The organism is Candidatus Nitrospira nitrosa (assembly GCF_001458735.1).
Classification (GTDB): Bacteria; Nitrospirota; Nitrospiria; order Nitrospirales; family Nitrospiraceae; genus Nitrospira_D; species Nitrospira_D nitrosa.
The window spans coordinates 1,065,640-1,092,017 of record NZ_CZQA01000001.1 but is presented as its reverse complement, the minus strand read 5'-3'; the positions used below and the strand labels follow the sequence as shown (position 1 = coordinate 1,092,017).

23 protein-coding genes are annotated in these 26,378 nt (G+C 53.4%); 5 read left to right on the top strand and 18 right to left on the bottom strand.

The features are described 5' to 3' along the window. Positions 1 to 17: 17 nt before the first annotated feature. On the bottom strand, positions 18 to 1,220 hold the full coding sequence (locus tag COMA1_RS05190; RefSeq protein ID WP_218055306.1) for an efflux RND transporter periplasmic adaptor subunit: 1,203 nt from the start codon (positions 1,218 to 1,220) through the stop codon (positions 18 to 20). Position 1,221: 1 nt separating this feature from the next. Continuing rightward, positions 1,222 to 4,377, bottom strand: a complete 3,156-nt coding sequence (locus COMA1_RS05185) for an efflux RND transporter permease subunit (protein ID WP_090744738.1) — start codon at positions 4,375 to 4,377, stop codon at positions 1,222 to 1,224. Positions 4,378 to 5,416: 1,039 nt separating this feature from the next. Between COMA1_RS05185 and COMA1_RS05180 the strand changes: the two genes are divergently transcribed. Further along, entirely contained in the window at positions 5,417 to 6,412 is a 996-nt protein-coding gene (locus COMA1_RS05180) for a TonB-dependent receptor (protein ID WP_090744735.1), read from the top strand. A gap of 597 nt (positions 6,413 to 7,009) precedes the next feature. Here COMA1_RS05180 and COMA1_RS05175 read toward each other — a convergent pair. Next, positions 7,010 to 7,693, bottom strand: a complete 684-nt coding sequence (locus COMA1_RS05175; RefSeq protein ID WP_176697866.1) for a prohibitin family protein — start codon at positions 7,691 to 7,693, stop codon at positions 7,010 to 7,012. Between the two features lie 555 nt (positions 7,694 to 8,248). Between COMA1_RS05175 and COMA1_RS05170 the strand changes: the two genes are divergently transcribed. Then, positions 8,249 to 9,166: a carbonic anhydrase gene (locus COMA1_RS05170; protein ID WP_090744730.1), complete on the top strand. Its 918-nt coding sequence runs from the start codon at positions 8,249 to 8,251 to the stop codon at positions 9,164 to 9,166. A 396-nt stretch (positions 9,167 to 9,562) separates the two neighbouring features. On the opposite strand, the gene COMA1_RS05165 is transcribed toward COMA1_RS05170, so the two are convergent. Further along, entirely contained in the window at positions 9,563 to 10,906 is a 1,344-nt protein-coding gene (locus COMA1_RS05165; RefSeq protein ID WP_090744727.1) for a SulP family inorganic anion transporter, read from the bottom strand. 328 nt (positions 10,907 to 11,234) lie between these two features. Between COMA1_RS05165 and COMA1_RS05160 the strand changes: the two genes are divergently transcribed. Further along, entirely contained in the window at positions 11,235 to 11,459 is a 225-nt protein-coding gene (locus tag COMA1_RS05160) for a hypothetical protein (protein WP_090744725.1), read from the top strand. Between the two features lie 15 nt (positions 11,460 to 11,474). Here COMA1_RS05160 and COMA1_RS21000 read toward each other — a convergent pair whose 3' ends face one another. Continuing rightward, complete coding sequence (locus COMA1_RS21000; RefSeq protein WP_176697865.1) at positions 11,475 to 11,642, bottom strand: hypothetical protein; 168 nt, start codon at positions 11,640 to 11,642, stop codon at positions 11,475 to 11,477. A 108-nt stretch (positions 11,643 to 11,750) separates the two neighbouring features. Beyond that, entirely contained in the window at positions 11,751 to 12,545 is a 795-nt protein-coding gene (locus tag COMA1_RS05155; RefSeq protein WP_090744722.1) for a DUF2490 domain-containing protein, read from the bottom strand. Positions 12,546 to 13,863: 1,318 nt separating this feature from the next. Here COMA1_RS05155 and COMA1_RS05150 point away from each other — a divergent pair. Together COMA1_RS05150 and arfB are read left to right on the top strand one after the other, a co-directional pair. Then, complete coding sequence (locus COMA1_RS05150; protein ID WP_090744719.1) at positions 13,864 to 14,835, top strand: carbonic anhydrase family protein; 972 nt, start codon at positions 13,864 to 13,866, stop codon at positions 14,833 to 14,835. A gap of 119 nt (positions 14,836 to 14,954) precedes the next feature. Then, the gene (gene arfB, locus COMA1_RS05145; RefSeq protein ID WP_090744716.1) at positions 14,955 to 15,365 is read left to right on the top strand and encodes an alternative ribosome rescue aminoacyl-tRNA hydrolase ArfB; all 411 of its coding nucleotides are present in this window, start codon (positions 14,955 to 14,957) and stop codon (positions 15,363 to 15,365) included. Between the two features lie 62 nt (positions 15,366 to 15,427). Here arfB and COMA1_RS05140 read toward each other — a convergent pair whose 3' ends face one another. From COMA1_RS05140 to COMA1_RS05085, 12 genes are all read right to left on the bottom strand, one after another. After that, positions 15,428 to 16,084, bottom strand: a complete 657-nt coding sequence (locus COMA1_RS05140) for a DUF4118 domain-containing protein (RefSeq protein WP_090744713.1) — start codon at positions 16,082 to 16,084, stop codon at positions 15,428 to 15,430. 413 nt (positions 16,085 to 16,497) lie between these two features. Beyond that, the gene (locus COMA1_RS05135) at positions 16,498 to 17,157 is read right to left on the bottom strand and encodes a tetratricopeptide repeat protein (RefSeq protein WP_090744710.1); all 660 of its coding nucleotides are present in this window, start codon (positions 17,155 to 17,157) and stop codon (positions 16,498 to 16,500) included. 256 nt (positions 17,158 to 17,413) lie between these two features. Beyond that, a complete protein-coding gene (locus tag COMA1_RS05130) occupies positions 17,414 to 18,193 on the bottom strand; it encodes an enoyl-ACP reductase FabI (protein WP_090744707.1) in 780 nt (259 codons plus the stop codon). 382 nt (positions 18,194 to 18,575) lie between these two features. After that, positions 18,576 to 19,091: an NUDIX domain-containing protein gene (locus COMA1_RS05125; protein WP_090744703.1), complete on the bottom strand. Its 516-nt coding sequence runs from the start codon at positions 19,089 to 19,091 to the stop codon at positions 18,576 to 18,578. Between the two features lie 72 nt (positions 19,092 to 19,163). Then, on the bottom strand, positions 19,164 to 20,270 hold the full coding sequence (gene gcvT, locus COMA1_RS05120; RefSeq protein WP_090744700.1) for a glycine cleavage system aminomethyltransferase GcvT: 1,107 nt from the start codon (positions 20,268 to 20,270) through the stop codon (positions 19,164 to 19,166). 92 nt (positions 20,271 to 20,362) lie between these two features. Then, on the bottom strand, positions 20,363 to 20,719 hold the full coding sequence (locus COMA1_RS05115; RefSeq protein WP_218055336.1) for an FKBP-type peptidyl-prolyl cis-trans isomerase: 357 nt from the start codon (positions 20,717 to 20,719) through the stop codon (positions 20,363 to 20,365). 133 nt (positions 20,720 to 20,852) lie between these two features. Then, on the bottom strand, positions 20,853 to 22,019 hold the full coding sequence (locus COMA1_RS05110; RefSeq protein ID WP_090744694.1) for an FIST signal transduction protein: 1,167 nt from the start codon (positions 22,017 to 22,019) through the stop codon (positions 20,853 to 20,855). Between the two features lie 77 nt (positions 22,020 to 22,096). Then, positions 22,097 to 22,324 (bottom strand): hypothetical protein, encoded by a 228-nt coding sequence (locus tag COMA1_RS05105; protein ID WP_090744691.1) that lies wholly within the window; start codon positions 22,322 to 22,324, stop codon positions 22,097 to 22,099. A gap of 105 nt (positions 22,325 to 22,429) precedes the next feature. Continuing rightward, positions 22,430 to 23,641: a DmpA family aminopeptidase gene (locus COMA1_RS05100; protein ID WP_218055305.1), complete on the bottom strand. Its 1,212-nt coding sequence runs from the start codon at positions 23,639 to 23,641 to the stop codon at positions 22,430 to 22,432. Beyond that, positions 23,631 to 25,028, bottom strand: a complete 1,398-nt coding sequence (locus COMA1_RS05095; RefSeq protein ID WP_090744686.1) for an MBL fold metallo-hydrolase RNA specificity domain-containing protein — start codon at positions 25,026 to 25,028, stop codon at positions 23,631 to 23,633. Before COMA1_RS05095 ends, COMA1_RS05100 begins: the two co-directional genes overlap by 11 nt. Continuing rightward, complete coding sequence (locus COMA1_RS05090) at positions 25,025 to 25,879, bottom strand: LOG family protein (protein WP_090744683.1); 855 nt, start codon at positions 25,877 to 25,879, stop codon at positions 25,025 to 25,027. Before COMA1_RS05090 ends, COMA1_RS05095 begins: the two co-directional genes overlap by 4 nt. A 70-nt stretch (positions 25,880 to 25,949) precedes the next feature. Beyond that, entirely contained in the window at positions 25,950 to 26,378 is a 429-nt protein-coding gene (locus COMA1_RS05085; RefSeq protein WP_090744680.1) for a hypothetical protein, read from the bottom strand.

Below are 26,378 nucleotides of genomic sequence, written 5' to 3'. Positions count from 1 at the left end.
CGTTATGTTGTTGAGGGTCAGTGTTTTGAGTCCGTCGGCTCCGGTGCCTTGGCTTGGGTACCCACGACATCATAGCCGGCTACCGGAGTGACGACCCGTACCTTGTCACCTTCGAGCAATGCTGCACTGGGGTTGTTGACGATCCGATCGCTCACGCTGAGCCCTTCGGACACTTCGATGAAATTGTCATAGATCTTGGCAACCGTAATTGGTTGGAAATGGAGACGGTCCTCGTCTACCACCACAGCCACTTGGGTCCCGTGTTCTTGGAACACTAGTGCACTCGTCGGTATGGTCATGACTTTTCTGTCAACCGGGGCGGTGAGGTGAACGCTGGCATAGGAACCTGGCCAGAGGGCCCGATCCTTATTGTCGATGGTGAAGACCGTCACCGCCGTGCGGGTGTTCACATCAAACCCCTTCGCGACGGTGAGAAACTTGAAATTAAAATGACGACTGGGAAGTTGGGGAACCGTCACGTTGGCCGTCAAGCCAGAGGCGAGGAAAGGCCCGAAGGTCTCCGGCACGTTCACAAAGAGACGGAGCTTATCTACCTCGGCTACAGTAAAAAGGTTATTCTTGGAATCGGTTCCGCTGAGATTCCCCTCCTTACTCACCAGGTCACCGACATTGATGTTTCGTTGAGTGACGACTCCGTCGAACGGGGCCGTGATCTTTTTAAAGCCGATGAAGGCCTCGATGTTCTTCACCTTTTGTTCGGCGGCCTTGACCTTCGCAGCCGCCGCCTGGGCCTCGGCAAGCTGGACAGAGATGGCTTGTTCAGAGAGCGCCTGGTGTTCTCGCATCGCGACGTAGCGTTGGGCGGTCAGTTGAGCCAAGGCATTTCTCGCACGCTCGGATTCGAGATCAGCATGTGCCTGTCTATACTCGGCATCGAGATCCGGCGTGGTGATTTCGGCAAGCACATCGCCTTTCTTGACGATGTCTCCATAGTCCTTGTGCCAAGCCTGCACATAGCCTTCGACACGCGCGTAGATAGGCGCTTCGTACCAACCCACGATATTTCCGGGAAGCGTAATCGACTCGCTTGGGTCTACCACCTTGGCCCGGGTGAGGGCCACTGGGGTAATGCCGGTTTCCACCGCGCTCTTCTGTAGAGCAACCGCTTCGTGCTGGCCCTCATTGATACGGTAAAATAGGATGGCAAGAAACCCAACGATGACAAGTATGAGAAGGACTTTTCCACCTAGCTTATTCATATTAGGCATGCTCCTTTTGGAGAACCGTTCGACGGTGATAAATGATGGCGTAGATGCAGGGCACGAAAAACAGGGTGAACAGAGTTGCAACTGTTAAGCCGCCCATGACGGCTCGACCCAGCGGTGCGTTCTGAGAATTAGCCATAGCCATTGGGAGCATACCGAAAATCATCGCGGCAGCGGTCATAAGCACCGGGCGGATACGGCCCTTCCCCGCCTCAACCGCAGCTCGCAGCGCATCACCGTGAACTGCAAGCCTTTCACGGGCGTATGAAACAAGAAGAATTGAATTGGCCGTCGCCGTACCCATCGTCATGATCGCGCCTGTCAAGGCCGGTACGGAAATATAGGTGTGAGTCACGAACAGCGACCATGCGATACCAGCGAAGGCGCCCACCAAAGCCGTGACGATAATGAAGGGGTCGAGCCAGGATTGGAAATTGACGACGATCAAGAGATACACCAGCACAATCGCAATAAGCAGACCACCGCCGAGTTCGACAAAGGCGTCGTGCATGACCTCGGCTTGGCCATGGACTTCTACTTCCGCACCGCGCGGCAGTTCGGCCTTCATGCTTTCTGCAATATGCTTCACATCCTCCAAAACCCCGCCGAGATCTCGTCCCTCCGCCGATACCAACACATCAATCATGGGGAGGAGATTGCGATGGGTCACGACACCTGGCGTGCCGATCAAGGACAGCTTGGTGACATTGCCGAGCAAATGCAGCTTCGCTTCCCCACCGTCTGACGCTTCCCGCTCTTCTGGGGCTACCGGGATGGTCTGGAGATCTCCGATGCTCGCCAGCTGTGGCTGGGGCGTATAGACATTGAGCCGATAGGACTGTTGGGTCGAGCGATCAAGCCAATATTTCTGGTCGATTTGCTGGCTGCCGGCTGTTGCCAAGAGCATATTGAAGCCGAAATCTCGTTGGTTCAGATTCAGGCCAAGCGCGAATCTTCGGTCCCCTTCAACCAGAATGGTCGGCTGAAACATCGTCTGATAGATATAGACATCGGCAGCTCCCGGAATTTGCCGGAATTTCCCGGCCAATTTTTGGGCGTACTCATAATTGGCATAGAGATCAGGGCCGTTAATTTGCAGGTCGATCGGTGCGAGAGAGCCGAAGTTCAAAATCTTATCGCTCAGGTCGGCCGGCTGAAATGTGAATTCTGTTCCTGGATAGCGTTCTGACAATCCTTTACGGAGCGTATTCCGAATGTCCCAGACCGGAGACTTTTCATCCTTCAGCGTGATGGTGAGATCACAATCCTGAGTGCCGATCGTCGGAGTTGGAATAAAGGCGAGGTTGTGGGCGCCGACCGGGAGGCCGCAATTGCTGACGACCGCATCCACATTACCCGGCAACATCTCCCGAATGTCGTTCGAGACGAGTGAAGCCACTCGACCTGCGGCCTCAATGCGTAGGCCGAGAGGCGCCCGCATGTGCATCTGTAACAATCCCCCTTTGATCTGAGGGAAAAACTCCTGCCCTTCGAACGCAAACAACACAAGAGATACGAGTGAAACCGCTACAGAGATCGCCACGAAGCCCACCCGATGCGCCACCGCTTGCTCAAGCAGCACAGTGTATCGATCCCGGAAGCGTTCGAACGCTTCTTGAAATCCATGCTGGAAACGCGCAAACACCCCGCCCCCTGGCCCACTCGCATGGTGAGCCTTCAGTACATACTTCGCCATGGTCGGGACCAGGGTGTACGTCAGAATAAAGGAAGCCAGCATCGCGAAAACGACCGCCTCGGCCATGGCCGGGAAGATCCATCCGGCAATACCGGTTAAGTGGAATAACGGAACCCAGACTATGGAGATAGCTAGTGTGGCCACGAACGTCGGAAGAATGATCTGGTTAGCCGCGTCGATGATCGCCTCCTCCAACGGTTTACCCATCGCAAGATGCGTGTCGATATTTTCGATCATGACTGCCGCATTATCGACGAGAATGCCCACGGCCAACGCGAGCCCACCGAGTGTCATGATATTGATGGATTGCTCAAGGAGATGGAGACAGATAATGGAACTGAGAATGGAGAGCGGAATCGAAGTCAGCACGATGACGGTGGGCCGCCATGAGCCGAGCATGAGCAAGACGATGAAGCCCACGAGGGCCGCGGCAATCACCATTTCATGGACCACGTCTGCGATGGCATCCCGCACAAAGACCGAGGAATCGCTCAGCAAACTCACTTTTACATCAGCAGGCACCACCTCCTGAATACGCGGAATCATTTTTCGGATACCGTCCACGATATCGATAGTCGACGCTTCACTGCTCTTCATGACGACGACAATGACGGCCTGCTTCCCGTCGACCAACACGGAGTTCGTTTGTACCCGCCCAGCCAGACGGACCGTGGCGACATCGCGGAGATGGATGAAGGAGTTTCCTTCCCGCTTGATCGGAATGTCGTCGAACTCTTCAATCTTGAGCGGAGAGGCGTTCGTCAGCACCAGCCAGTCGGTCTCCTTGATCTTCATATCACCGCCCGGCAGCACGAGATTCTGTTTCTCAATCGCTTGGTGCACATCCTCTGTGGTGAGGTGACGAGCCCGCAATTTGTCTTGATCAACGTTGATCATGACCTGCATGTCCTGACCACCGTAAGGGTGCGGCAGGATCGCACCGGGGATCGTGACGAGCATGGGGCGAATCCGCATCACACATAAGTTATAGAGCTCTGCCGGCGTTTCTACTTCAGACTCAACTTGCAAGACGGCGACCGGCACTTGAGAGGGAAACAGCCGCATCACCATGGGTGCAGCGACATCCGGCGGAAGCGCTTTGACTGACGTTTGCGAGATACCCACGATATCGGCCTCGCTCCCGGCTAGGTCGACTCCATCCTGGAGAAAGATATTGATAATGGAGTGGCCGAAGTACGACGTACTCACGATGGTCTTGATGCCTTCCACCGTCTGGGTCAACATTTGTTCGAACACTCGCGTGACCCGCCCCTCGGTTTCCTGCGGCATCAACCCATCATAGAGCCAGACGACCGAACTGACGGGCATCTGGATATTGGGGAAGACGTCGGTCGGGGCATGGATAACTGTCATGACTCCAAACACGACAATGAGGATGGCCAGAACCACAAAGGTGTAGGGTTTTTTTAAGGCAATTTGGACGAGTTTATTCATAGGGTCATACCTTCAGCAGGCTCGGATGGTGTTGTCTTGTGTGGCTGCCCGTTGCCGGTGCGTCGGGGAGCCGTTGTCCCTGAGGGTGTCGGTGCCATAACGTATTGCTCGCCACAGAATCCCACTGCGTTTCAAATCTCTTCTTTTATGACATCTTCAGCATTTGCCTATGTCCTGTGCAAAGTGTTTGCCTAGCAGACCGGCCCCATGAACGTTTGTGACCTTTTTGAATAAATCCAAACGTTTACAATGGTGATCCCCATCCACTCTTCTCGATCTAAGGCTATGCTTGGCTTTCTCGGCATCCTGTGCGCTAAGAGCAAAGGAGCGAATTCGCACAGACGTGACGGTGCGTAATGCCGGAAATGATGTTGGCAATGCATCCATTTTTCTCTTTTGCAGGTACATTGCCCTGTTCGCTATCGCACATCGATTGTAAAAAGTGCGTTGGCGCACTGCGCGAGAAGTGCGAAACAGCTCATTTTTATTGATTCCTATTTGACGCTTTTGGCATAGTAGGCATCGTTCAATGCGTGAGTGGTGGAAACTACAGAGTCTGGAACATTTCAAATGGAACTGAACAATGTTGTGCTTCCCCTGCCGGTTCCGGCTCCTTCTCAACCGCTCCCTCACCACACAGGTTCACAGAGCATGAATAGCCAAGGGATTGACGAATGACGCTATCGGTAATCTGTGCGGCACGCGCGGACATTCACTGTGGTGGAAGAAAGGAAGTGCGATGCTGTTGAGGGTCTTGTTCCTAACCGTAGTCCTGTTGGTTTAGGTAAGTACCGTTGAAGGCTGAGGCAGAGTTCCTGCCCGGTAGCGTTTATTGCCTTTGATTATTTAGCCGGTGGGTTGGACTTGTTACGTGGTTCCGCCCACCATTCCAGGGTGTCCTGTCATTCCGCCTTCAACGCCCAAGCTACCCAGTTCAGTAGAAACCGTTTTAAAGCAGCCTCTTAAAACTGGCTTGAACCGGTAGGGCTGACAAGCCGGTCACTCTTCCTAGAAAAAGCAATGGAAAGGAAAAGCCGTTATGTGGTTGAGGGCTCTGTTCCTGATCGTGATGTTTTCACTGGCCGAGACGACTCAGGCCTTGGCCGAATGGTCGGTTTCGGGAAGTGGGACAATTTTCTATACGGATGACGTAGCGCTGTTTTCGGCTACCCGGCGCTCTGGCCTCGATGGTGATCCATCCCAACCAGTCCTAGACGTGACTCGCACAGGGCTTGGCTCCGATATGGTCTTCGAGCCAGGCTTCCTGGTTTCCAAATCGATCACGACAGGGCTTGGCCGAACCGTCTTTTCGATCAAACCTCAGGGGTTTATTTTTGCCGTTAATCCCGAATGGAACCAGGCGAGCGTTGCCATCGAAGCTTTGCACGCATTCAATCCCAATACAGCCATCCGACTTCGTTATTTCGGAGCCCCGGATCAATTACTCGGGACCAGTGAAGTCAGCCGAGCGGAACCAGAGGTAGAGGCAAGAGAGCGGGTGACCTCCCATGTGGGGTATATCAGGCTTGAACAGCGACTCTCCGAGCATTGGGAGATCAGGCTTCAAGGCCGAGTGGGTAAACGACTCTACAATGACGCCTTTGCCCGGCGTAATACCACGTTTTGGACGATTGGTCCCCATCTCTATTGGCATGCATCAGAGCATCTACGGCTTTTCGCTGGATATCAGTATGAGCGCGGAATGGGTAGCGGTCGCCATGCCATTGAACCTGAAGAAGATAACTCATATGTCCATCACTTCTTCGCAGCTGGTTTGGATGCTGAACTGATGCCGCACCTGGAGGTAGAGCTCGACTTCCACTATGAGCGGAACAATTGGACGAGCGGACTCCCGGACGATGAACGAAACGGACAACATGAGAACATTTATCAAGGAACTGGAAGGCTCCTCTACCAGTTGACGGATCAGACTGCCCTGACGTTAAGTGTTCAGAGGGCGAATCGTGGGGTGAACGCCTTTCAGCGTGTCGACCACAATACGAATGTCGGCGTGGGGGTTATCCATCGGTTCTAGCTGATCTTCTGCAGAGTCTTTTTACACCACAGAAGAGGGTCGTAATTTGTACGCGGCACCCTTTCACATAAAGTTAATCGTTTATTGACGATGGCTGTCACCAGTTGCTTCTTGACCTGCCTATTGAGATCGGGTCATGCGTTGCCATCGCACTTAGGAGACCTTCAAGTGATTCCTGCGGCCGCTCATCCTGGATGCGGAATAATTCAAGATTATGCGGCACACCATGATTCGGCAGATTTCGAGTACACCGTAAGCAGCTTGCCTGACCATTAATCTGTTAGTTCCTTACTGTCATCACCTTACCCACCTGTGGATAAGGGCTCCCCTATATTTTCTTTACGAGAGAAGGTCCGTTGCTCCTCTGTCGCTCTCGACATGTATCCATTTGGAAACCTATCGTTGATCTTATGGATAGCCAATGCGCATACTCGATGAGTGTCTAACGTCCTCTTCCTAGGAATATGTGGTACCCGCTCCCTGGTTAAACTGGTATTCGTTTTTAAGATTTTCCCATTAACCCTTAAACTATGGGAGTGATAAAACTGGATTTACTCGGGGATCAGCGTCCGAGTGTTGATTTCTCCTACCTTGGCCTTACCGGTTGAGCAAATGACCAGTCTTTCGGCTCCACTCGTCGGACCGAATGCGAAGAGAATGGTTCTCACCTATAGCACGACGACGAGCATTCTCCGCCTCAGCGGTGATGAGCTCAAACTCTTTTGGTTCCCTCTCCTGCTCCTTAGCTTGCCTGTACTCGACGGCGACCGGCCCGACTTTGACCAGTTCGATATCCGCCAGCATGGCAACGCTTGCTACCTGGAGATGACGAGCTTTCAGTTTGTTCACCATGACCGCCTCGACCATGTTTGCGATTTCAGAACTGTGCTCCAGGACAGTAACCATGGGATACTTGGAAACAGCACTCCGGACAGCGGCCAGCAGCTCTGGTTTGGCAACACGAGGATAAAAATCAGGTCCGATGTTCTTGGCCAGGATAGGCAATTCGTCGGGAGTCGGTCTTATAAGTATGATGGTCTTGATGATGACCGGCAGTCCGTCTGAGCTTAGGGCCTCAGCAGTCTCGACATAACTGCGCCATTTCACGTTGTAGACATCGATTTGGTTCCATGGCGCACGCCAATAGAATCCGCTCTTGAGTGTTTCGTTAGTTTGTCCACCGGTTAGTAAATTGGAGCGTACACCGCGTTGACCTTGGTGGACCGTGGTCCCACAGGCCTGGAGGACGAGCAATACTGCGACAAGAAGCATTGCTTTCATCAAATGATGCATGGTTCCTCTTTCTCACCCGAGCCTGACTACCAACTTACCCTCGCGAGATTCCAGCTCTGTGCAGCGACGGCAACTGCCGGTCATTAATGAAGGTCACGTTTTCGTGCGCTTCAACTGCGCTTTCATTACGACTATCGTCGATAGCCGAGCTTCGTCCACTGACGAACCGGACAGTGGCTTTTACCCGCTGATTCGAACAGCCATCATGAAGGCTATTACCTGCTCGCGAACTTCTCTCACAAAACACTGATAGCTCTACCTTGAGCAAGATACGCACCCTACCTTCGAGGAAGTTTCCAATGCCTAAACAATTGGTTTTATATGAGAATTTAACGACAATGGTAAGAGAGGTATTTGATGAGACCCCCCTTGATTTTTAGAAATCGCACTGTGTACATTGTGCGGCATCGCTCGTTGTATACGGTAGTAGAGAGAACTGCGCCCATCCGAAAACGACCGTCTCGTTTTAGGTTTTATACCTAGTTGTAGATAGATCAAAGCTGTCACAGATAAGTAATACCTTGGTTAAGGGAGGAATAGATCATGGAGTCATTCGCATTGTGGAACCCAGCAGTCCCAGTTCCCCTATCGCTCAACAAGTCTGTGACGAGAACCGTGATTCGTGGCTTAACGATAACCCTTGTCTTGTCGCTTCCGTCTCTTCTGCATGCAGGAGAATCCGGGCATGGCACATGGGGCTATGACGGAGATCATGGACCGCTTCATTGGGGAAAGCTTGGGCCGGATTCTTCCCTCTGTGAGAAGGGCATGAACCAATCACCGATTGATCTGTTACGCACCCGAAAGACGACGCTCGACGACGTCCAATTTTCTTATCGAGACGCTCCGTTCCATGTAGTCAACAACGGACATACGTTGCAAGAAGTTGAACCGCTTTCGGAAACGGTCCAGTCGCGGTACCCTAAGCATGGGCAGACGCCACTCCAGTTTGATAAGGACAGCACTATCGTGTTCGATGATGACCTCTACCTGCTTGAACAGTTTCATTTCCATACTCCGAGCGAACACACCATTGATCATCGGCACTACCCGATGGAGCTGCATCTGGTGCATCACAACGAGCGGCATGAGACCGCGGTGGTCGCCGTTTTCATGGAGGAGGGGAAGCACAATCCATTTTTCGAGGCCTTTCTGGAACATGCCCCTGCCAAGGCCGGCGAAATAAACGATGATCGTAATCATGCCGTGAATCCGATCAACCTCCTTCCTGAACGAAAGTCTTACTACCTCTATTCCGGATCCTTTACCACCCCACCCTGCTCTGAAGGCGTTGCCTGGATAGTTATGCAGGACTCCATCGAAGTCTCCGCCGAACAGATTAAGAAGTTCCGCACCCTCGTGGGACACGATAATGTGCGACCGATCCAACCGTTGCATAAACGCTTCGTGCTGGAGTCGAATTTCCAAGGTACAAATACAGCGAACGCGACGAAGAAGTGACTCGGTGGGCCGTTGAGTCGGCGCTCTGAAACATACACAATGTCTCCCGGGGATGAAGCATCAGTCCTTTAACCTTTGATGGTGTATGGGTGGGCCTCCCGATCCGCATAACCCTGCCCGTAAGCTGCTGAGTGCGGGGAATAGATCGGCCCTTCTCTAAATGAACTGATACATTCTTAACTGATGAATATATGAATCGTATGAGATCTAGATGAGAATTTGATAAGAAGTGCGATAAATGGATGGCGGGGGCACCCTCTCGAAACCGTTTTCTCACACGTGTATGTGAAGGGAATCTAGAGCGAGACCCCCACCTCATGTGAGGCGGGGAGGATTCGGCGGAGGATTCTGCCGTGTGAGGTCTATTATCAATTAAGGCGTCCTGATAACTCCCTGTCAGAACTGTGTCTCAATATTCTTCAGACCTATAAAGTAGTTGCTGATCACTTCTTTGGCAGGCTGTTTATTGATCTGGGTATAGACCAGGTAATGCACGGCCCCATGCACGGCCATCGCAATCAGGAGACCTTCAAATATTCCTACTTTGTACACTAGGGCGCCCGTCAGAATGGCTAACACCATGGCATATGGGCCATGGTGAGTCACATGCATGAGGCCTGCGATCATTTTCCATCCGGTAAACATCATAACGATGGCTACCGCAAACTTCGGTAGTAACTCCAGATATTCAGGATTGATCACGAAGAAGGTCACCACGAAGCCGACAATCAGAACGGAAAACTTTGTGTAAGCACCGGCCAATCGATTGGTGGTGCTCTTGGCCAACCCGTCTAAGTTCGTCATGCCCCCGAAGACGCTTGATCCAATATTGGCGATCCAAATGGCTAACAAGCTGTTATTACTATTGCACGCTCGCCTAAGCGGATCGATCTTCTGAATAGCGGCATTGCTCATGACTTGCTCAATCACGTCGATGATCGCCAACATCGCTGCAAAACCAACTGCATAAACCCAGGTCAGTGCACTGTCGAAGTGGGGGATAGGAAGCGCCAAGGATAAGGGGACATCTTCCACGTGCAACATAGGTACGTGAATGAATTGAGCAAGCATCACACCTGCTGTAATAATGACGAAATACGGAACCGCCGGTTGAATGTATCGAAACTTGGTGAACAGATAGACAAATCCCGCAAGTCCAGCCAAGGAAATGAGCATCATCTGAATGCGTGCCCCATTAAAGAACGTATCCACAGTGACTAATTCAGCGGGAAGCTCGTAGGTAAAGTCAAAGAATTTCAGCGCAATCTTTAAGCCGATACCCGCAAGGAGTCCTTCCACAAGGTAGGCTGGTACGGCCCGCAGGATGTATCGCTGCCAGTTGAATTTCCAGATGACCGCCTGCATGACGGCCGTCAGGAAGATTACAAAGGCCATGTTTTCCATTCCAAAACTCGTCACTCCCATCGCCAATACCGGCGCCAATCCCGCGGCAATACCAGGACACCCGATATAGTTGCCCGGGCGGATCCAGGCGTTCACCCACCCAATCAGGCAAGCAAAGGCTACGGTGGCAAGGCCGACTTTGATGGGATAATCGGACATCATGGCGATCCCAACAGAGAGGGGAATGGCCATGACGCCAGTGATCAATCCTGCCGCAATATCTCGACCCGCATACTCAACCTGGAACGCAGCTGACTCAGTTAGAGATACCCCGGGTAGTGACTCTTGATAGGTGGAACCTTGACCTGCAGGAAGAGAACTTATAGTGCCGTCCATGGCTTACCCCCCAAACATAACTCGTCAATCCATTTGGTTGGCACTACAGCAACAATGGGACCGAAATGTCTTGCACACTTAAGATATTGTAATTATTTAACAATATTCATGCTCGCGAGATAACGAAAGATCAGTGTGCGTGTATGCGCATTGGCGACTGTGTATTAGCGCACGGCGTGTGTGCCGGTGCACGATAAGACATTATCTTGAGGGGGAGATGACATTGGACAATTCACAACCTTCTCGCTAGCCCCTACCTCTGTGGCATTGTGGAAGCCTCGCTGGCTCGGCGATAAGTACCGGACATCAATCGGAGATGAGCCCCAGCATGTCACAGATCCTCAACTTAAGCCGTCATGCCAGTGATGAGGACGCACAGCTCCTCACCTCCTTGCTTATCTATCATCTAGTCGAGCAATGCGGAGGGCAGGTGCAATTCACTGCTGAGGAAATCCGGCAGATGCGCGAGAAGCTTTCGACTAAGATGGTCCAGATCCAACTTGGCCAGGACCTGAGACTTCGGATCATCGACCGCCTTCCTGAACTTCTGTAGGCCTCCTCTCCTACGTCAATCAAGGGACATCCGACGGCTGACCTTATGGCCAGCCGTCGGTCTGCGGATAATCGGCTTCATGTTGTCGTATCGCTCACACGAAATTCGCCGTTGTCGCCAGACACCACCACTTCCCAAGACTTGATTGATGCGCCCATGAATTCTGACGTAAGGTGTTTTCATGCACCTATTCGATACCTACTGAGGGAACCCTTCCCCCTCGGATAGGCGTCTGTCACATCGTGGCCGGCCAACCGTGTTCCCGACCAGCCTTATACGATGGGAATCCGATTACAGCGTGATCCAAAATTGGATGAGAAATACATGGTTGATGAGGTTAACATTGCCAGGAAGCTGCCGTTGATTGAGAAACTGGTTTTGATAGCCAAGATCGACATTCAGGTGCTCGTTGAAAGTCTTGTTGATACCAAGAAAGAATCGATTTTGGTCGATTCCTGCACCGGGCCCTTTGGTTTGGCCTTGTCGAAACTCGTCAAATGTGCCGACCGCATTGAGGTTGATGAAAATTTCGTCGAAGACGACGAACGCCCAATCCTCAGCTTGCGGAATGGGAATATCCGCGCGGAGTAGTTCCCGGAACCGCACAGCAGTGCCTGCAGCGTGATCGATCCATCGTTCTTCCAATCGGGTGCGGCTTAAGAACTTCACGTTTGAGAAAGTCCGTTTGTAAAGCGCCTGCTGAAAGATGCGGTTTTCCCCGATGAAGGACGGCTGCGGTGGAGTGTGCGGCTGATTAAAGTTTCCAACCCAGGCATAGCCCTGCCAGATGGACAAGTTGTCTGTCAGCTTATAGCCAATAGCTGGACGAAGGAGCAGCTGATCAATATTAGTGACGTCATCCCCAATGCGAGTATTGACCTCCATATAGGCAAGAAACCGGTTGGGAAGATTGACGGTTAGATAAACGGGTGCCCAAAGCCGGAAGTCCGACTTTGTATTGGGTCCCAATTGTTCATATGCCTGCACTGGCGTTATGCCGTTCCCGATCAGGTTCCAGGCCAGCACGCTTATTGCCAACAGCCATCCCCACCAAGACATTCGATGATTTTGCGTGTCACTCTGCATTGTGCCTCCTCACACAAGTCATTAGGTTGTACGTATCGGGATAATCCCGCAGGATTGTCCCGAACCAAACGATAGCCCCCTACGTCTTCCTCGCCTCAGGATACGTGCTGGTTGGCCTGAGAGTAGAGGTAACTGCCTCGCCCAAGACTGTCCTTCAGCTGATCGATGTGGCCGTTCTCATCCAGATCTACAAAACGAGGTTGGGCTTCCAAATGGGCCAGAAGCGAGTTTGGAAGCTTCGCTGTCATAAAAATGGGTGACCACAAGCGAAAGTCCTGGCTAACATGTTGTAGGGGACTGGGCAAAGGCTTCGCCTCCAGCCAAGAGACTCCATCCAAAGGCCACGATTGCAACTCTCAGCCCCCACTTACATTGACTCCCGCGATGATTGACTACTACCGGCTGCATGATTCCTCCTTCATCTGAATTCTTGAGTTTTATCCAGTGAGAGAACCGGCTCGACTTTACCTCCCGGAGGCATGCCCTAAGACCAGCTTCTCATGGACAGAACAAAATGACATAACGGTAAAGGATGACCCACGGCCCAGTGCCTGCGGCTCTTATCACACAGCCCTTATGGGCATCCTGTTGCACAGAGCTTGATGGATATCCGCACAGGTATTGGCGTGCGATTCTGCACCAGATTTCTCCGCAGCTCTCAAAAAGCAACCGTCCTTTTCTCTCTTTTTCTTAGCAGCTGCAGAAACTGTTTCTGTAATTCCTTTGCAAAATCAACGGGTACTTTAACATTCAGACATTCCTAGTGTCTGTACCGAATTTTGTTTACGGGCAACGTCAAAGTAGTCTGGCAGATGGTTTGCTTAAAGGCGAGAAGCCGTAATCGCTCCTCGTTTATCAGCAGGATGAGCTATGGCTACAGTTCATGAAACATTATTGATGCGATAGTCGGTAGGCGATCCATTAACTGGTACGCTGCGATGTTCACGATTAACCAAGGAGGGTTGTAATGAATGGTATCGTGTTCTTCTTTCTCTTATGTCATCTCACCATCTATCCATTTTCCCCTAAAAATCTGTCGCCTCTCTCTTCCCCTCAACTGCCAACTTCTTATATGGGTACGATACTGCCAGGATCCTCTGCCCCTGATTGTCGGATACACACTTGTTGACACGGGGATGTGCATCAGTGTGCCGCGCAAGCACGATGCTCCTCTCTCCATGGATCTCGAGTTGAGCACAACGTACGACAGTTTATCCATGATAGCGCCTTGGGTCTGCCCAGGGGGAAACCATTGAAGGGTTTGTATGTTCTCTGAACACACGCGCTTCATCACGTCACCATGACGAGGTAAAATCCTATGAAGACATATTCGATAAAAGTTATCGCGCTCAGCATCCTGTCGATCGTATTGTCGAGCCCAGCCCATGCAAGTAATTGGGACCACTCCACGCTGACTCAGGAAGGTGGTCAGGGGTATGATGGAACGTTCTGGGCCACCGTTGAGGGACTCTCGAGCTCAAATTCAGCCGCATTTAAGTTTCCCTATGCCGAGTGCGCGATTGGGTCTCATCAATCACCGATCGCCATCAACTTGACCTCCAATCCGATTCCACTCAGCCTTAACCCCATCACGAAGAATTCCGACAACAACCCAGCCGCTGAACCCGAGCACCGTGCCGATTCTCTAGCGGTGCGGTATACTCAGTCCGTCAGTACCTCGGAAGGGGCGGCGATCGGGAAGGACCAAGGCAACGCCTATGTTTTCAGGAACACAGGCCATGCAGTACAAGTCTCTTTCTCAGCCGGCTACCCCGGTAAACTGCTCATCGGAAAGGATGTGTATCCGCTCGTTCAGTTCCACTTTCACACGCCCAGTGAACACCGTGTCATAAAAGGCCAGTATCCCGCCGGACACCAGTACAGTGGGGAGCTGCATTTCGTCCATCAACGTGAGGACGGCAAACTTGCCGTGCTGGGAATCTTCCTAGACGGATCACATGGCTCCGTTGCGGAGAACCCCATTTTGATGAACATCATCGAGAATACTCCACAAGAGCACGACACCTATAATACAGGTGGTTCCGGACTCCCGTTAGATCCGGCAAAGTTGATTCCGACAGAAAACGAGTCTGTCTTTACCTATGCAGGATCCTTGACGACGCCGCCATGCAGTGAAGGAGTGAGCTGGTATGTGATGTCCGAGCCACTGAAGGTAGCGCCGAGCCAGATTCAACAACTCCAGAAGTTTTTTGCATTGAACAATAACCGTATCACCCAAAACACCAATTTCCGCACCGTGGAAATTCACAAGAAGCTACACGTCGACTAAGATCATCACCGCGTGGTGGGCTGTGTTTTGCGTCCACTGCGCCTTCGCAACCACTCTTAGCAGGATGACTTAAGATGCTGCACGTTGCACCGACGCCGCAAGTATGCTAGCTACTCAGCATGCTGCATATTTCCTCGACTCTGGCGATTTCTGATCACGAGATCGAAATCCATGCCGTGCGATCGCAAGGCGCGGGAGGACAGAACGTTAATAAGGTGTCCACCGCCATCCATCTTCGGTTTGATATTCGCAGCTCATCGTTACCGCCGTTCTATAAAGAGGCTCTGTTGAACCTTCACGATCACCGGATCTCAGCCGATGGCGTACTCACTATTAAGGCCCAGCAATATAGGACACAGGAGCAGAATCGCGCGGATGCTCTCACCCGTTTGAGAACACTCATTCAACAGGTCGCTATTCCACGCAAGAAGCGTAAACCGACCAGACCGACCAAAGGATCTCGAAATAGGCGCATTGAGTCAAAGAAACGGCAAGGACGGCTTAAGGCTTTGAGGAGAGTATTAGACTGACCGCTTATTGATCTGAGGCGTATAACCGCGAACTGTGCGCTCTTTCCCTAGCAACGGACGCCTCATCTCGGGAGTTTACTCGTGTGGGGTAGGAGTGGATACGACGTTGTTGTCGCGGATTCATTCATGCCATCAACACCAATTTGTCCATTAGGATATCTATGCCTGAACTGAAGGGCTTGAGGAACGTCCCCATGCGCTTTCACGATATAACTTTTCCCCGTTCCTTCGCTTTGCTTCCATGCCCATCGCCATATTTGAACATACCAAATTACTGCCGCCCCTGTAGTCAGATAGATTGCCATTCCCGCTTGATCCACATGGTTGCCCATGCCGAAGGCGTAACGTGGATTGACAAAAAACCAATTCCACAGCAGTCCGCCTAAAATCAGCGCCATGAGAGACGGGCCTACTCCTCCCCACCATGTCGTGACGACAACAGCAAGGAGAAACGTCACAAACGGCAGCGAATCGCCGATATAGGGTTCCGCGATAAAGCGGAGGAGGATGGCGGTGACGATACTGCCGAATGCGATCCCATACTGCTTCACAAGCAATAACGGAGACGCGGCTTTCTTGTGTCCCATTGGACCGGGCGCCTGTTCAAGACGTTGCGCCGTTGTTTCAACCCGTGCCTTGTCCTGATCGGCGCACTGACGAGTGCCGATCGATTCACCTTGGTCTTTCTTGTCTCTTCCAACGGCAGGATGGAGAGTCATCTGTTTCTCCCATCACAACTCTTCCGACAACTACTTGGCTAGTGAGGAAGGCTCATTATACACTAGGGGAATGACACAAGAAATGCCAGCTAACAAACTTACTAGATTTCTTTGCTCATAGTCTGTCTGATAGCGACAATCTTGCACGCCCCACTGCTTCGAGAGAGCTTGCAGAACACACCGCTATAATCCTGCTGCTGGGAAACCGGACACCTCCCTATTCAAGAGGTTTCCTCTGCCCTATGCTAATGTCCCCCCTTCTTCTCCTGGCTACCGTGGGTAACGTGCGGGAGCGGGGCCCACGGATTGATGCAAGACTTTCTAGGGCGATGAGGTATGCTCGCGAAAATTTGTGGGAGTCGAACGCAGATTGAAATAGGCAGAAGTAGGGAGAGAATCCATTTCATCAAGAGCTATGACCGCTGATCCTTGCCCTTCGCCGCGCTGGTCTTGGCCTGCTGGAGGACCGCTTGCGCCTCCGGAATGAAGTCCATCTGGTTCTGTTTCTGAGCAATGACGAGGGCGACGGTGGCCAATGTAGCGGCTTCGTCATGCTGTCCCCGTTCACAGCGTACTCTCGCAAGGGCGAGGCGTGCGTTGACCGACTTGGGAGCCTGATCAATGACCTGTTGCAAGAGTCGCTCGCCTTTTTTCATATCTCCACCCAATAGGCTGGGGAGTTTAACCAATAACGTCCCTTTAGCCGAAAGGGCTTCAAGATGGGTGGGAACGATCTCAAGTGTTCGATCCAACTCCCTCATCATCCGGCGGAGCCCGAAGACCGACGTGAGCGATTCACCGTCGAGACGGAGCAATTCTCCTAGATTGCAGAACAATGCAAAGTGAGCATCAGCGTTTCCTTCATCTGCCGCTACCGCCTGTTCCCCTAACCGCTGACCCTGCTGAAAATGGGCCAGGCGTGTGTCTCGATCGTTCGCCAGTCTCCCTTGATTGCATTGCTCTAGCGCCTGTTTTGACAGTGTTCCCTCTGGGGGTTGACTCATAGCTGTCAGGGGGAGCAGCCATGCTCCACTCGCGATAAGGACGATAAGCCCCTTCGACAAAATCTTCATACAATGTGATTCCTGTGATGTACTGCCCCGCCAGGGAAACGGATGTGAGAGTAGCAAGCCCAATGCCACTGGGCTATAGCCTATAGCACCTTTAACTCATTGATAATATGAACTTCAACATCCACAATGCTTCACGGCTTGAACAGAAATGAGCTGTTTATGGAGGAGTTATAGTTCTTCCTCGCTGATCCGGAGACCGGAGCACCCTTTATGCTTTGTCGGTCCTCAGAGTCAGAGCATCACGATCGTCACTGCGCTACTCACTCGGAGCGACCATCCCAAGAATATTGAATCCTCCGTCCACATAAATCACTTCACCGCTGATTCCCCGGCCTAGTGAGCTCACCAAGAACAACGCTGTATCCCCAACATCACCCTGTTCGGTTGGCCGCCGGAGGGGAGACACTTCCTTGTGATGGTCGACCATCTTTGTAATACCCGAGACGCCCCGAGCTGCCAATGTCTTGATCGGGCCGGCAGAGATCGCATTAACCCGAATATTCAGGGGCCCAAGATCGTAGGCCAGATAGCGAACGGCTGATTCGAGAGCGGCTTTGGCGACACCCATGACATTGTAGTGGGGCACGACGCGCTCACTGCCGAGATAGGTCAATGTCACAATGGATCCCCCGGCGGTCATCAACGGCAAGGCGGCTCGTGCAACGGCAATCAGAGAATACGCACTGATGTCGAGCGCCATCGCGAACCCCTGCCGACTGGTGTTGATAAATTGCCCGGTCAGCTCTTCGCGTGGCGCGAAGGCAAGCGAGTGGACAAGAAAATCGATTTGGCCGAACTCTTTTTGCACCTGCTGCATCAGAGCCGTAATCTCATTGTCATTACTCACATCACAGGGAAAGGCCTTGGCGCCCGGCAACGTAGCCGTCAGCTCTTCGACATTCTGTTTCAAGCGTTCATTTTGATAGTTAAAGAATAGTTGGGCGCCTTGTCCGGCAGTAGATTGGGCAATGGCCCAGGCGATGCTGTGTTTATTGGCCACACCGATGATGAGTCCTTTTTTTCCTGTGAGCAACATGGGCACCGTTCTCCTTCCCGCTTATGGGCGTTGTTCAGCAAATCAAGCCGTGAGGCGCTTGGTACAATCCTTCCCCGATCGACCGGTTCAGCCGTTTCGTCCGGAGCCTGTCCAGGGTGATCCCCTGTGTTCCTGGTATATGTGAACGGCGAAACATAGCATGATTCATCCTGCAGTGTGAATGTGGTCCATGAGCATGCGGTAAGGAACGGCTTACCATCGCGATAATAGAGTCTGTCTTGCTACAGGAAGGGAAGGAATCCGGCTTCACAGTAGGTGGATTTTCGGAACCAGCTGATTGTAAAGGGAGATTGCTTCAGTATCTTCGGAGATTGGAAAATGGACGAGAGGAGGGAGAGCTACCAGGTCATGCCATTACAGCTCATCGGCGCTGCGCCTTGATATAAACAGCCTGTAACCCCACGATAGTTTTAGCATCACGAATGGTCCCATCCGCAATTTTCGTGATCGCTTCTGAAAGCGGCATCTCGATCACATCCAACACTTCATCGCGATCCAGTTGCTGTCGTCCCTTCGTGAGGCCGGTTGCGCGATAGACATGAATCACTTCATCGGCGAATCCCGGAGCCGTGAAGATACTGGAGAGCAGCTCAAAGGTGGAGGCTCGATAGCCGACTTCCTCTTCAAGTTCTCGTGCGGCACACTGTAATGGCTCTTCGCCTGGAGCGAGCTTCCCGGCGGGAATTTCGTAAATGAATCCGCCGGCGGCATGACGGAACTGCCGGACCAACACGACCGTACCATCGGCTTTGACGGGTACCACTGCAGCAGCCCCAGGATGGCGAATCGTTTCAAGATCAACCGTGACGCCGTTCGGCAACTGCACGGTGTCCACATTGAGCGTGATGACTTTTCCTGTGTAAATATTCCGTGTCATGGGTAGGGCGCTCATAGCCTATAGCACGAATGAAGGCAATTGCGGTCGAGACCATCCCGCTATTGCTATTCGCTATACGCTCTTCGTCCTCTTATAGAACGGTGGCTTGACCACCTGGACAGGAACCGCTTTCCCTCGGATGTCGATCAGCATCCTTGTCCCCGGTTCAGCGTAGGGAGGCGACACATAGCCCAAACCAATCCCTTTTTGTAGGAATGGTGAAAGATTGCCACTCGTCACTTTGCCGATAGGCTGAGGCTGTGCACCGGTGGAAAGAATGATAAAGCCATGGCGTGGGACAGCCTTTTCAAGCAATTCAAACCCCACCAATCGGCGCGCCAGTCCCTGCGTCCGTTGAGACAACAGCGCGGCGCGACCGACGAACTCACCCTTATCAAAATTGACGACCCAGTCCGCACCTGCTTCGAGCGGACTGATCTCTTCGCTGATGTCGTTTCCGTACAAGAGATAGCCCATATCCAGTCTGAGCAAATCACGCGCGCCTAACCCTGCCGGCTTGAGGCCTCGTGGTTGACCGACTTTCATCAGCTGCGCCCATGCCGATTCAGCAAGGTCAGCAGAAAGGTACAGTTCATACCCCAATTCCCCCGTGTACCCGGTCCGTGATACAACGGCTGTGCCGCCAAATGCGGTCACCTCCGTGCACTGTCGAACCTTGAGGTCCACAACCTCGCCAACGCCAGCGCCGATCAAGATGTCTCGCGAGATGGGGCCTTGTACGGCAATCTGTGCCAACTCTGTTGAACGATCCCTGACTTTGCACCCCTGTACATGGGCGACTTTTTCCAAGAGCCAGGCCACGATCTTCTCACGATTCGAGGCGTTGACACAGACCAGAAACTCGTACGGCTTGACATGATAGATAAAGATGTCGTCCTGGATGCCGCCATTGGGCTTGCAGACCATCGAATACTGCGAGGAACGGACTGAAACCTTGGAGACATCGTTGGTGGTGACATACTGGAGAAACCCGACGGAGCCCGGACCGGATACGCTGATCCGGCCCATGTGACTCACGTCAAAAAGACCGGCCTGACCGCGGACGGTATGATACTCATCCACCACGCCGCTATACTGAATGGGCATCTCCCATCCCGCGAAGTCGACAAGTTTAGCCCCGGCGGCTCGATGTTGTGCAACAAGAGGGGTCTGTTTCATAATAATCAGTCGAAAGCCACTAGGTCCGTCGCGTCACAGGATTCTTAAAACCTGGACGTGATGATGTTCTGACCTGATACACCTGCCGGTGCTCAACGGATTCCAAGGAGCTCAACATCAAACACTAATGTGGCATTGGGTGGAATCACTCCACCGGCACCACGTGAGCCGTAGCCTAAATCGGATGGGATGGTGAGCTTGCGCTTGCCTCCTACTTTCATCCCCTGAACCCCTTCATCCCAACCCTTGATGACGCGCCCGGCACCAAGCGGAAATGAGAAGGGCTGCCCGCGATCGACGGAGCTATCAAACTTTTTCCCGTTTTCAAGCCAGCCGGTGTAGTGTACGTTCGCTGTTTTACCCGCAACGGCCACCTCTCCCGTGCCAACCACTTGATCGACATATTTCAGCCCCGAAGGCGTTGTGACTTCCTGATTATTCTCGGCCATGGAACCTCCTACTCCCAATGATAGCGTCAGCACGACCATCGCAATGAGTGATGAAAGATAGGGTGATTTCATACGATGTCCTCCTCACACTGTATGGCATGGTCGGCCCAGCTGGGTCAACCCAGCTGGCCTATCAATCTCGTTCTGCGAATAGTGCCAGACTCGCAGTGTACCCGTGGAGAAAGTTTCGGCCACCGACCGGCCCGATTTCTCCCTGCGCAAAGAACCCGGCGAGCGGAATCGATCCTAACCGTGCCAATGCTGTCCCTGCGTCATGGTTGGGTGTTCCGAAGAGTCCTTGACCGCGTCCGCAGCAACTGAACATGAGGGCGCCGAGCGGAGGATGGCGATGACGCGCGTGATCGGCCTCGAGCAGCAAGTTGAACTCGTCGCTGGCCGACGCGGCATCACGCAGTTGGAACTGCACCGTTTGGCCCTCTTGCACCATTTCGCCGATCGCCACGGCACCTGTGGCCCGGTCGGCACCGAGTAGATTGCGGATGAGAAAGTCTCCGCGCTCGAACCGGTTTCGTTGTTCGTCGATGACGATGCCGAGATGAAGCGCGCGATTGGCCTTCTGCTTGGCATCTTCCGGTAACGAGTCAAAGGCCGCTTGCAGTCGATCTAACGCCGGCTCGCCTCCGAGTTCATGAATCAGATTTCGTTCGGCCTTGGTCACCACAAACCGTTCACCGATCATACGACAGCCCTGCGAGATCACCGGACGAATATCGATGGCTCCGGAGAGACGCACGCCCACGAGCCCCCCGTCAAAGACCTGATCGTTGAGCACGAGCCGATTCATCCCCACCTCTTGTCCGCCACCGGCAAGGCCACCAATCGCCATGGCGCCAGGGTATCGATCGTCCAAGATGCCCAAGATATCTTGGATGGGTGTGGTGAAAGGATCGGCAACGAGGAGAAAAGTCCCATCGTCGATGCCCGGATCAGGCCATCCCGTGAGGTGGAATTGATCTTGCGTCGGAGAAAAGGAGGAGTGTACCGGATGAAGGTCAACATCAGGAAGCACCGCCGCCCAGACGGTGATCGCCGGCATGGTCTCCAGTTCCTCTGCACCAGCAATCACACCTTCGCCACTGCAGCCGAGGAGCAGTTTGGGACGAAGCGTTCCGGTCAGCACCGGTACGAGCCGATCGAGTCCCTCTGCATGGTGAGCGGAGAAGAAGACACACGCAAGATCAATGGGAGTTCCGGCCAGCTGCGCACGAATCCCTGCGGCGACCTCTAATGCGGCCGCGTCTGTCTCGACCTGTCTTGAAAGCGCGACGGCAAACTGCATGAAAAAGCCTCACGGTGTAGAGCAGAATGGAAACAGGATCTGTGAATTGCTGGCACGGCCCCGGAACGGTCCAGACGTCAGACTCCGGGATCCATCCGCTGGGCTCGGACTTGCGCGAGCTTTTTATAGTAGCGCCAGAGATACGAATGGTAGTCGTCGACTTGCGCAAGCAGGTAGTGGAGTTCCGTCGGATCCTCGGTCTCCAGCGCATGAATCATCCGCGCTTTCAGAAACTCCGCGAAGGCCTCTGTCTTTTGCACCGCCGTCAGGAGTTGTAACCCGCCGCCGATTTGGTAGTCGCCCATTGAGCTCGTCTCCTTCATTCACAGCTGATCGGAAGAATAGCCAGGAGGGTCCCGCAAATGCAAGCACGGTGATGCAGGACCGTGTTTAACCAGTCAAGATGCTGACTAACGCTGAATCGGCTGTAAGATCTCCTTAAGGCGGGTGAGGTCGAGCGCTTCAATCCGACGCCCATCACGGCCCGTGACCGACGTCGCCATGGTGAGGGCGTTGAGGATCGCTTCTTCCGTAGCCTCGACCGTGGCGGTGATGAGTGGATTGATATGACTGTCGGCAAGGTGCGTGAGATTGTAGGTGGGTTCTTTCGGATAATGGGGAATCACATTCGAGGTGGAAAAGGCCAGCATGAAGTCGCCGCTGCTGTGACGCGCCGTAGAACCCGTGCGAGCGAGGCCGAGTGCGGCACGCTTGGCCAGTCTCGTCAACTGTCGGCTATCGAGGGGTGCATCGGTGGCAATGATCACAATAATGGACCCTTCGCTCTGGCCGGGTGAGAGCGCCTGAGACTGTTGTTGTCCCTGAGGGGGAGGGTCATAGAGTTTCCCCACTGGCACACCACCGATGCTGAGTTCCGGTCTGCGGCCATGGTTGGCATTGACCAGTATGCCGACTTGGTAACCCCCATCTTTATCTGGCAATATTCTCGACGACGTGCCGATGCCTCCCTTGAATCCATAGGAGACCATGCCCGTGCCGGCTCCGACCGTGCCTTCTGTCACTGGGCCTCTGCTGGCGCCATCTAATGCGGTCATCACATCCTGTTCAGACACATGGCGGCCTTGGATGTCGTTCAACCGTCCGTCGTCACATTCCGCCACGACCGGCGTAAGCGTGTCGTCTTCGATGCCGATGGCTGGATACTGCCTGATCATCCAGCTCATGACTCCGTTCTCAACACGGGGGATATTCAACGTGTTTGTGAGGGCGATGGGGTATTCGAGAAAGCCTGACTCCGCTACCCACGAGAGGCCCGTCATTTCTCCGGTACCGTTGAGGACGAAGAATCCAGCCGGCACTTTCTTGTGCCACACGTCGTCACGCGGAATGACGACGGTGACGCCTGTGCGTACAGGCCCCTGCCCCGGAACCAATTTCCCTTCCCCGGAGATGAGTGTGGTATGCCCGACCCTTACTCCTGCCACATCAGTGATGGCATTGAGTGGACCAGGCTGATACTGCCCGATCACGACGCCCATGTCCCGAATCCGTTGGCGCGGTTGGTCGGGTTCAGCCGCCGACACGGAGAGGCACCCCGCAAGTAGCGCGGCGATCCAGGACAACAGCATTACCCGTGCCGCGCGCCCAGAACTACATTTCATGCGTGCTGCCCTGGTGCGGGATCCGCACATCAATCTTCGGATGGTCTGCCTGGATTGCCGCCCCCAGCGAAAGGGCCTGCTTCTCTTCGCCATGGACGATGAAGATCGTACTCGGCAGTGGATCGATCGCTCGCACATAGGCGAGCAGATCATTGCGATCAGCATGGGCGGAGAGGCCGTTGAACTTCATGATTTGCGCGCGGCGTTTGGTCGGAACCCCAAAGATTGGCACCACGTCCCACCCCTCGACCAGTTTGCGCCCGAGGGTATGTTCGGCTTGAAAGCCGACAAAGACGATGACGTTCGCCTCGTCCTGAATGGCATGTTTGAGATGGTGAATGACCCGTCCCCCCTCGCACATACCGGAGGAAGAAATGATGACGCAGGGACCGCGCATGGCATTAAGGCGCTTACTCTCTTCCGGAGAGGAGACGAAATGGATGTAGCGGGAGGCAAAAACATCCCCGCCCGAGGAAAAGGTCTTCATGGTTTCCTCGTCATAGCACTCTGGGTGACGTTTGAAGACTTCCGTGGCCTTGTCCGCCAACGGAGAATCGATATAGATGGGAATCGGCTCGACCCGGCCTTCTCCGACCAGCTCTTTGATCCTCATAACCAGTTCCTGCGTGCGCCCCACGGCAAACGCCGGCACAATGATTTTGCTCTTGTGTTCACGCGCATGGGCGATCAGGTCCTGCGCCTTCTTCTTCATCTCTTCCCCAGCCTGCTCGTGCAAGCGGTCACCGTAAGTGGATTCCAGGATCAGGACATCGCAGGAAGGCGGTGGCTCGGGGTCTCGCAGGATTGGCATATGAGATCGCCCTAAGTCCCCGCTGAACAGGATCGTCGTGCTATTGCCGCGAGCGGTGTATTTCACACGGACAGCGGCAGATCCCAGGATGTGGCCTGCGTCGTGAAAGGAGGCCGTCAGGCGAGGCGCAATTTTCAGCTGGTCTCCATATCGGCTGCCCTCAAACCGCTTCAGGATTTTTCGCACATCATCGCCGTCATAGAGCGCCTGTACACACGCTTTTCCCCGTCGCTTTTCCTGCTTATTCACATAGCGGCAGTCGTTCTCTTGCACGCGAGCCGAATCTTCGAGCATGATCCCGGCGAGGTCGGCAGAGGCTCTGGTGAGGTAAACCTTCCCCGAAAATCCCTTTCTCGGCAACACAGGTAACGCTCCGGAGTGGTCGATGTGGGCATGCGACAGAAGGATCGCCCCCAACGACTTCGGATCGAACCCGAATTCTCGGTTTCGCCGAAACGCTTCTTCTCGCCGTCCCTGAAACAGGCCACAGTCGAGCAGGACTCGAAACCCTGGCACTTCTAACAGATGTCGGCTTCCTGTCACTGAGCGAGCTGCGCCGTAGAATGAGAGTTTCATGTAGGGGGTACTCCATTGTGGCGTGCGATCAAGTCCCAGGCTTCCTGAGCCGTTTCCGTATAGTGAAAGAGATCCAGGTCCGTCTGTGAAATCAGTCCGTACTCAACAAGCAATTGCCAATTGATCAGTCTCTCCCAGAAGTCCCGCCCGACGAGGATCACGATGACCTTGTCCGTCTTACCCGTTTGGAGCAGGGTCAGTGTCTCAAACAGTTCATCGAGAGTGCCGAATCCTCCGGGAAACGCTACGAGGGCCTTGGCACGGATGAGAAAATGCATTTTCCTGATCGCAAAATAGCGAAATTGAAAACTGAGTCGAGGGGTAATGTAGGGATTTGGGTACTGCTCGTGCGGCAACGTGATGTTGAGTCCTATCGACTTGGCATTCACATCTGCCGCCCCACGGTTGGCTGCTTCCATAATGCCGGGACCACCGCCCGTCACTACGACATAGTCGCAATGCCCATCGACCTGGCAGGTCGACGAGACCAGCCGCGCAAAGTCTCTGGCCACGTCATAGTATTTCGCAAGCTCAAGTTGACGTTTGGCGATGGCCAGTTGTTGTTGGAGCGTCCGATCTGCAGGAGCCCTAGCAGCTTTCTCTTCTGCCTGCCGCAGCGTCTGTGTAGCAGCCGCCGGCTCGTGCAGCCTAGCGCTCCCGAAGACGACGATGGTGGACTTGATCTGTTCTTCTTTTTGGATGAGTTCTGGCTTCAGCAGTTCGAGCCCGATCCGAATGGGACGTAACTCATCCCGTTGGAGAAACTCGGTATCTTTGTCGGCTGGGATATAGGACGAAGAGGGGTTGTCATGCGTGGAGCACGGAGCGGGATCTGTGGTTCCCTGACTCATAGTTTATCATTATAGCGAGTCTGCCGCCGCTAGTGCCACGTAGTAATTCACGGGAGACTGAGAGTCCTGACTACTGAAATGGATAGGGATAGAAGGGCGGTCTGATGAGGTGCCGCTGAAACTCTTGATGTAACACGACCCACCGGGAGTCGCACAAGATTTGGAACGCGTCAACGCCAAGTCCCGTGCGAGAAAAGATCAAATCAGGATCGACCGGGGTCCAAGGCTTTGCCAACCAACCAAAATTGACCCGTGAGTATTTCACATCGAAAAATCGGTATGTAGCCACAACCCCCGTATCAGAATCGATGATGGAGTGGGGCGCCCCAAGTTTGGCGACCACCTCGGACAAGGTGGTCTTGCCAGGTACAATGAAGGTGACATCCTCCGGACCAAGGGAAGTATTGAACGAAACACGAATCACGTTACAACCCAGTAGGGCCAGAGAGACCAGGGCCCCCAGTACAAGCGGGACCATTCGACTGATGATACTTCTCAT

Excerpts from the sequence above, each read along its gene's own strand:
- COMA1_RS05100 (WP_218055305.1), bottom strand. The coding sequence starts at position 23,641 with ATGAAATGTAGTTCTGGGCGCGCGGCACGGGTAATGCTGTTGTCCTGG.
- COMA1_RS05140 (WP_090744713.1), bottom strand. The coding sequence starts at position 16,084 with ATGACTCTCCATCCTGCCGTTGGAAGAGACAAGAAAGACCAAGGTGAA.
- COMA1_RS05110 (WP_090744694.1), bottom strand. The coding sequence starts at position 22,019 with ATGCAGTTTGCCGTCGCGCTTTCAAGACAGGTCGAGACAGACGCGGCC.
- COMA1_RS05155 (WP_090744722.1), bottom strand. The coding sequence starts at position 12,545 with ATGCAGAGTGACACGCAAAATCATCGAATGTCTTGGTGGGGATGGCTG.
- COMA1_RS05185 (WP_090744738.1), bottom strand. The coding sequence starts at position 4,377 with ATGAATAAACTCGTCCAAATTGCCTTAAAAAAACCCTACACCTTTGTG.
- COMA1_RS05170 (WP_090744730.1), top strand. The coding sequence starts at position 8,249 with ATGGAGTCATTCGCATTGTGGAACCCAGCAGTCCCAGTTCCCCTATCG.
- COMA1_RS05180 (WP_090744735.1), top strand. The coding sequence starts at position 5,417 with ATGTGGTTGAGGGCTCTGTTCCTGATCGTGATGTTTTCACTGGCCGAG.
- gcvT (WP_090744700.1), bottom strand. The coding sequence starts at position 20,270 with ATGAAACAGACCCCTCTTGTTGCACAACATCGAGCCGCCGGGGCTAAA.
- COMA1_RS05095 (WP_090744686.1), bottom strand. The coding sequence starts at position 25,028 with ATGAAACTCTCATTCTACGGCGCAGCTCGCTCAGTGACAGGAAGCCGA.
- COMA1_RS05175 (WP_176697866.1), bottom strand. The coding sequence starts at position 7,693 with ATGAAAGCAATGCTTCTTGTCGCAGTATTGCTCGTCCTCCAGGCCTGT.
- COMA1_RS05090 (WP_090744683.1), bottom strand. The coding sequence starts at position 25,879 with ATGAGTCAGGGAACCACAGATCCCGCTCCGTGCTCCACGCATGACAAC.
- COMA1_RS05105 (WP_090744691.1), bottom strand. The coding sequence starts at position 22,324 with ATGGGCGACTACCAAATCGGCGGCGGGTTACAACTCCTGACGGCGGTG.
- COMA1_RS05085 (WP_090744680.1), bottom strand. The coding sequence starts at position 26,378 with ATGAGAAGTATCATCAGTCGAATGGTCCCGCTTGTACTGGGGGCCCTG.
- COMA1_RS05160 (WP_090744725.1), top strand. The coding sequence starts at position 11,235 with ATGTCACAGATCCTCAACTTAAGCCGTCATGCCAGTGATGAGGACGCA.
- COMA1_RS05135 (WP_090744710.1), bottom strand. The coding sequence starts at position 17,157 with ATGAAGATTTTGTCGAAGGGGCTTATCGTCCTTATCGCGAGTGGAGCA.
- COMA1_RS21000 (WP_176697865.1), bottom strand. The coding sequence starts at position 11,642 with ATGAAAACACCTTACGTCAGAATTCATGGGCGCATCAATCAAGTCTTG.
- COMA1_RS05115 (WP_218055336.1), bottom strand. The coding sequence starts at position 20,719 with ATGGCCGAGAATAATCAGGAAGTCACAACGCCTTCGGGGCTGAAATAT.
- COMA1_RS05125 (WP_090744703.1), bottom strand. The coding sequence starts at position 19,091 with ATGACACGGAATATTTACACAGGAAAAGTCATCACGCTCAATGTGGAC.
- COMA1_RS05190 (WP_218055306.1), bottom strand. The coding sequence starts at position 1,220 with ATGAATAAGCTAGGTGGAAAAGTCCTTCTCATACTTGTCATCGTTGGG.
- COMA1_RS05150 (WP_090744719.1), top strand. The coding sequence starts at position 13,864 with ATGAAGACATATTCGATAAAAGTTATCGCGCTCAGCATCCTGTCGATC.
- arfB (WP_090744716.1), top strand. The coding sequence starts at position 14,955 with ATGCTGCATATTTCCTCGACTCTGGCGATTTCTGATCACGAGATCGAA.
- COMA1_RS05165 (WP_090744727.1), bottom strand. The coding sequence starts at position 10,906 with ATGGACGGCACTATAAGTTCTCTTCCTGCAGGTCAAGGTTCCACCTAT.
- COMA1_RS05130 (WP_090744707.1), bottom strand. The coding sequence starts at position 18,193 with ATGTTGCTCACAGGAAAAAAAGGACTCATCATCGGTGTGGCCAATAAA.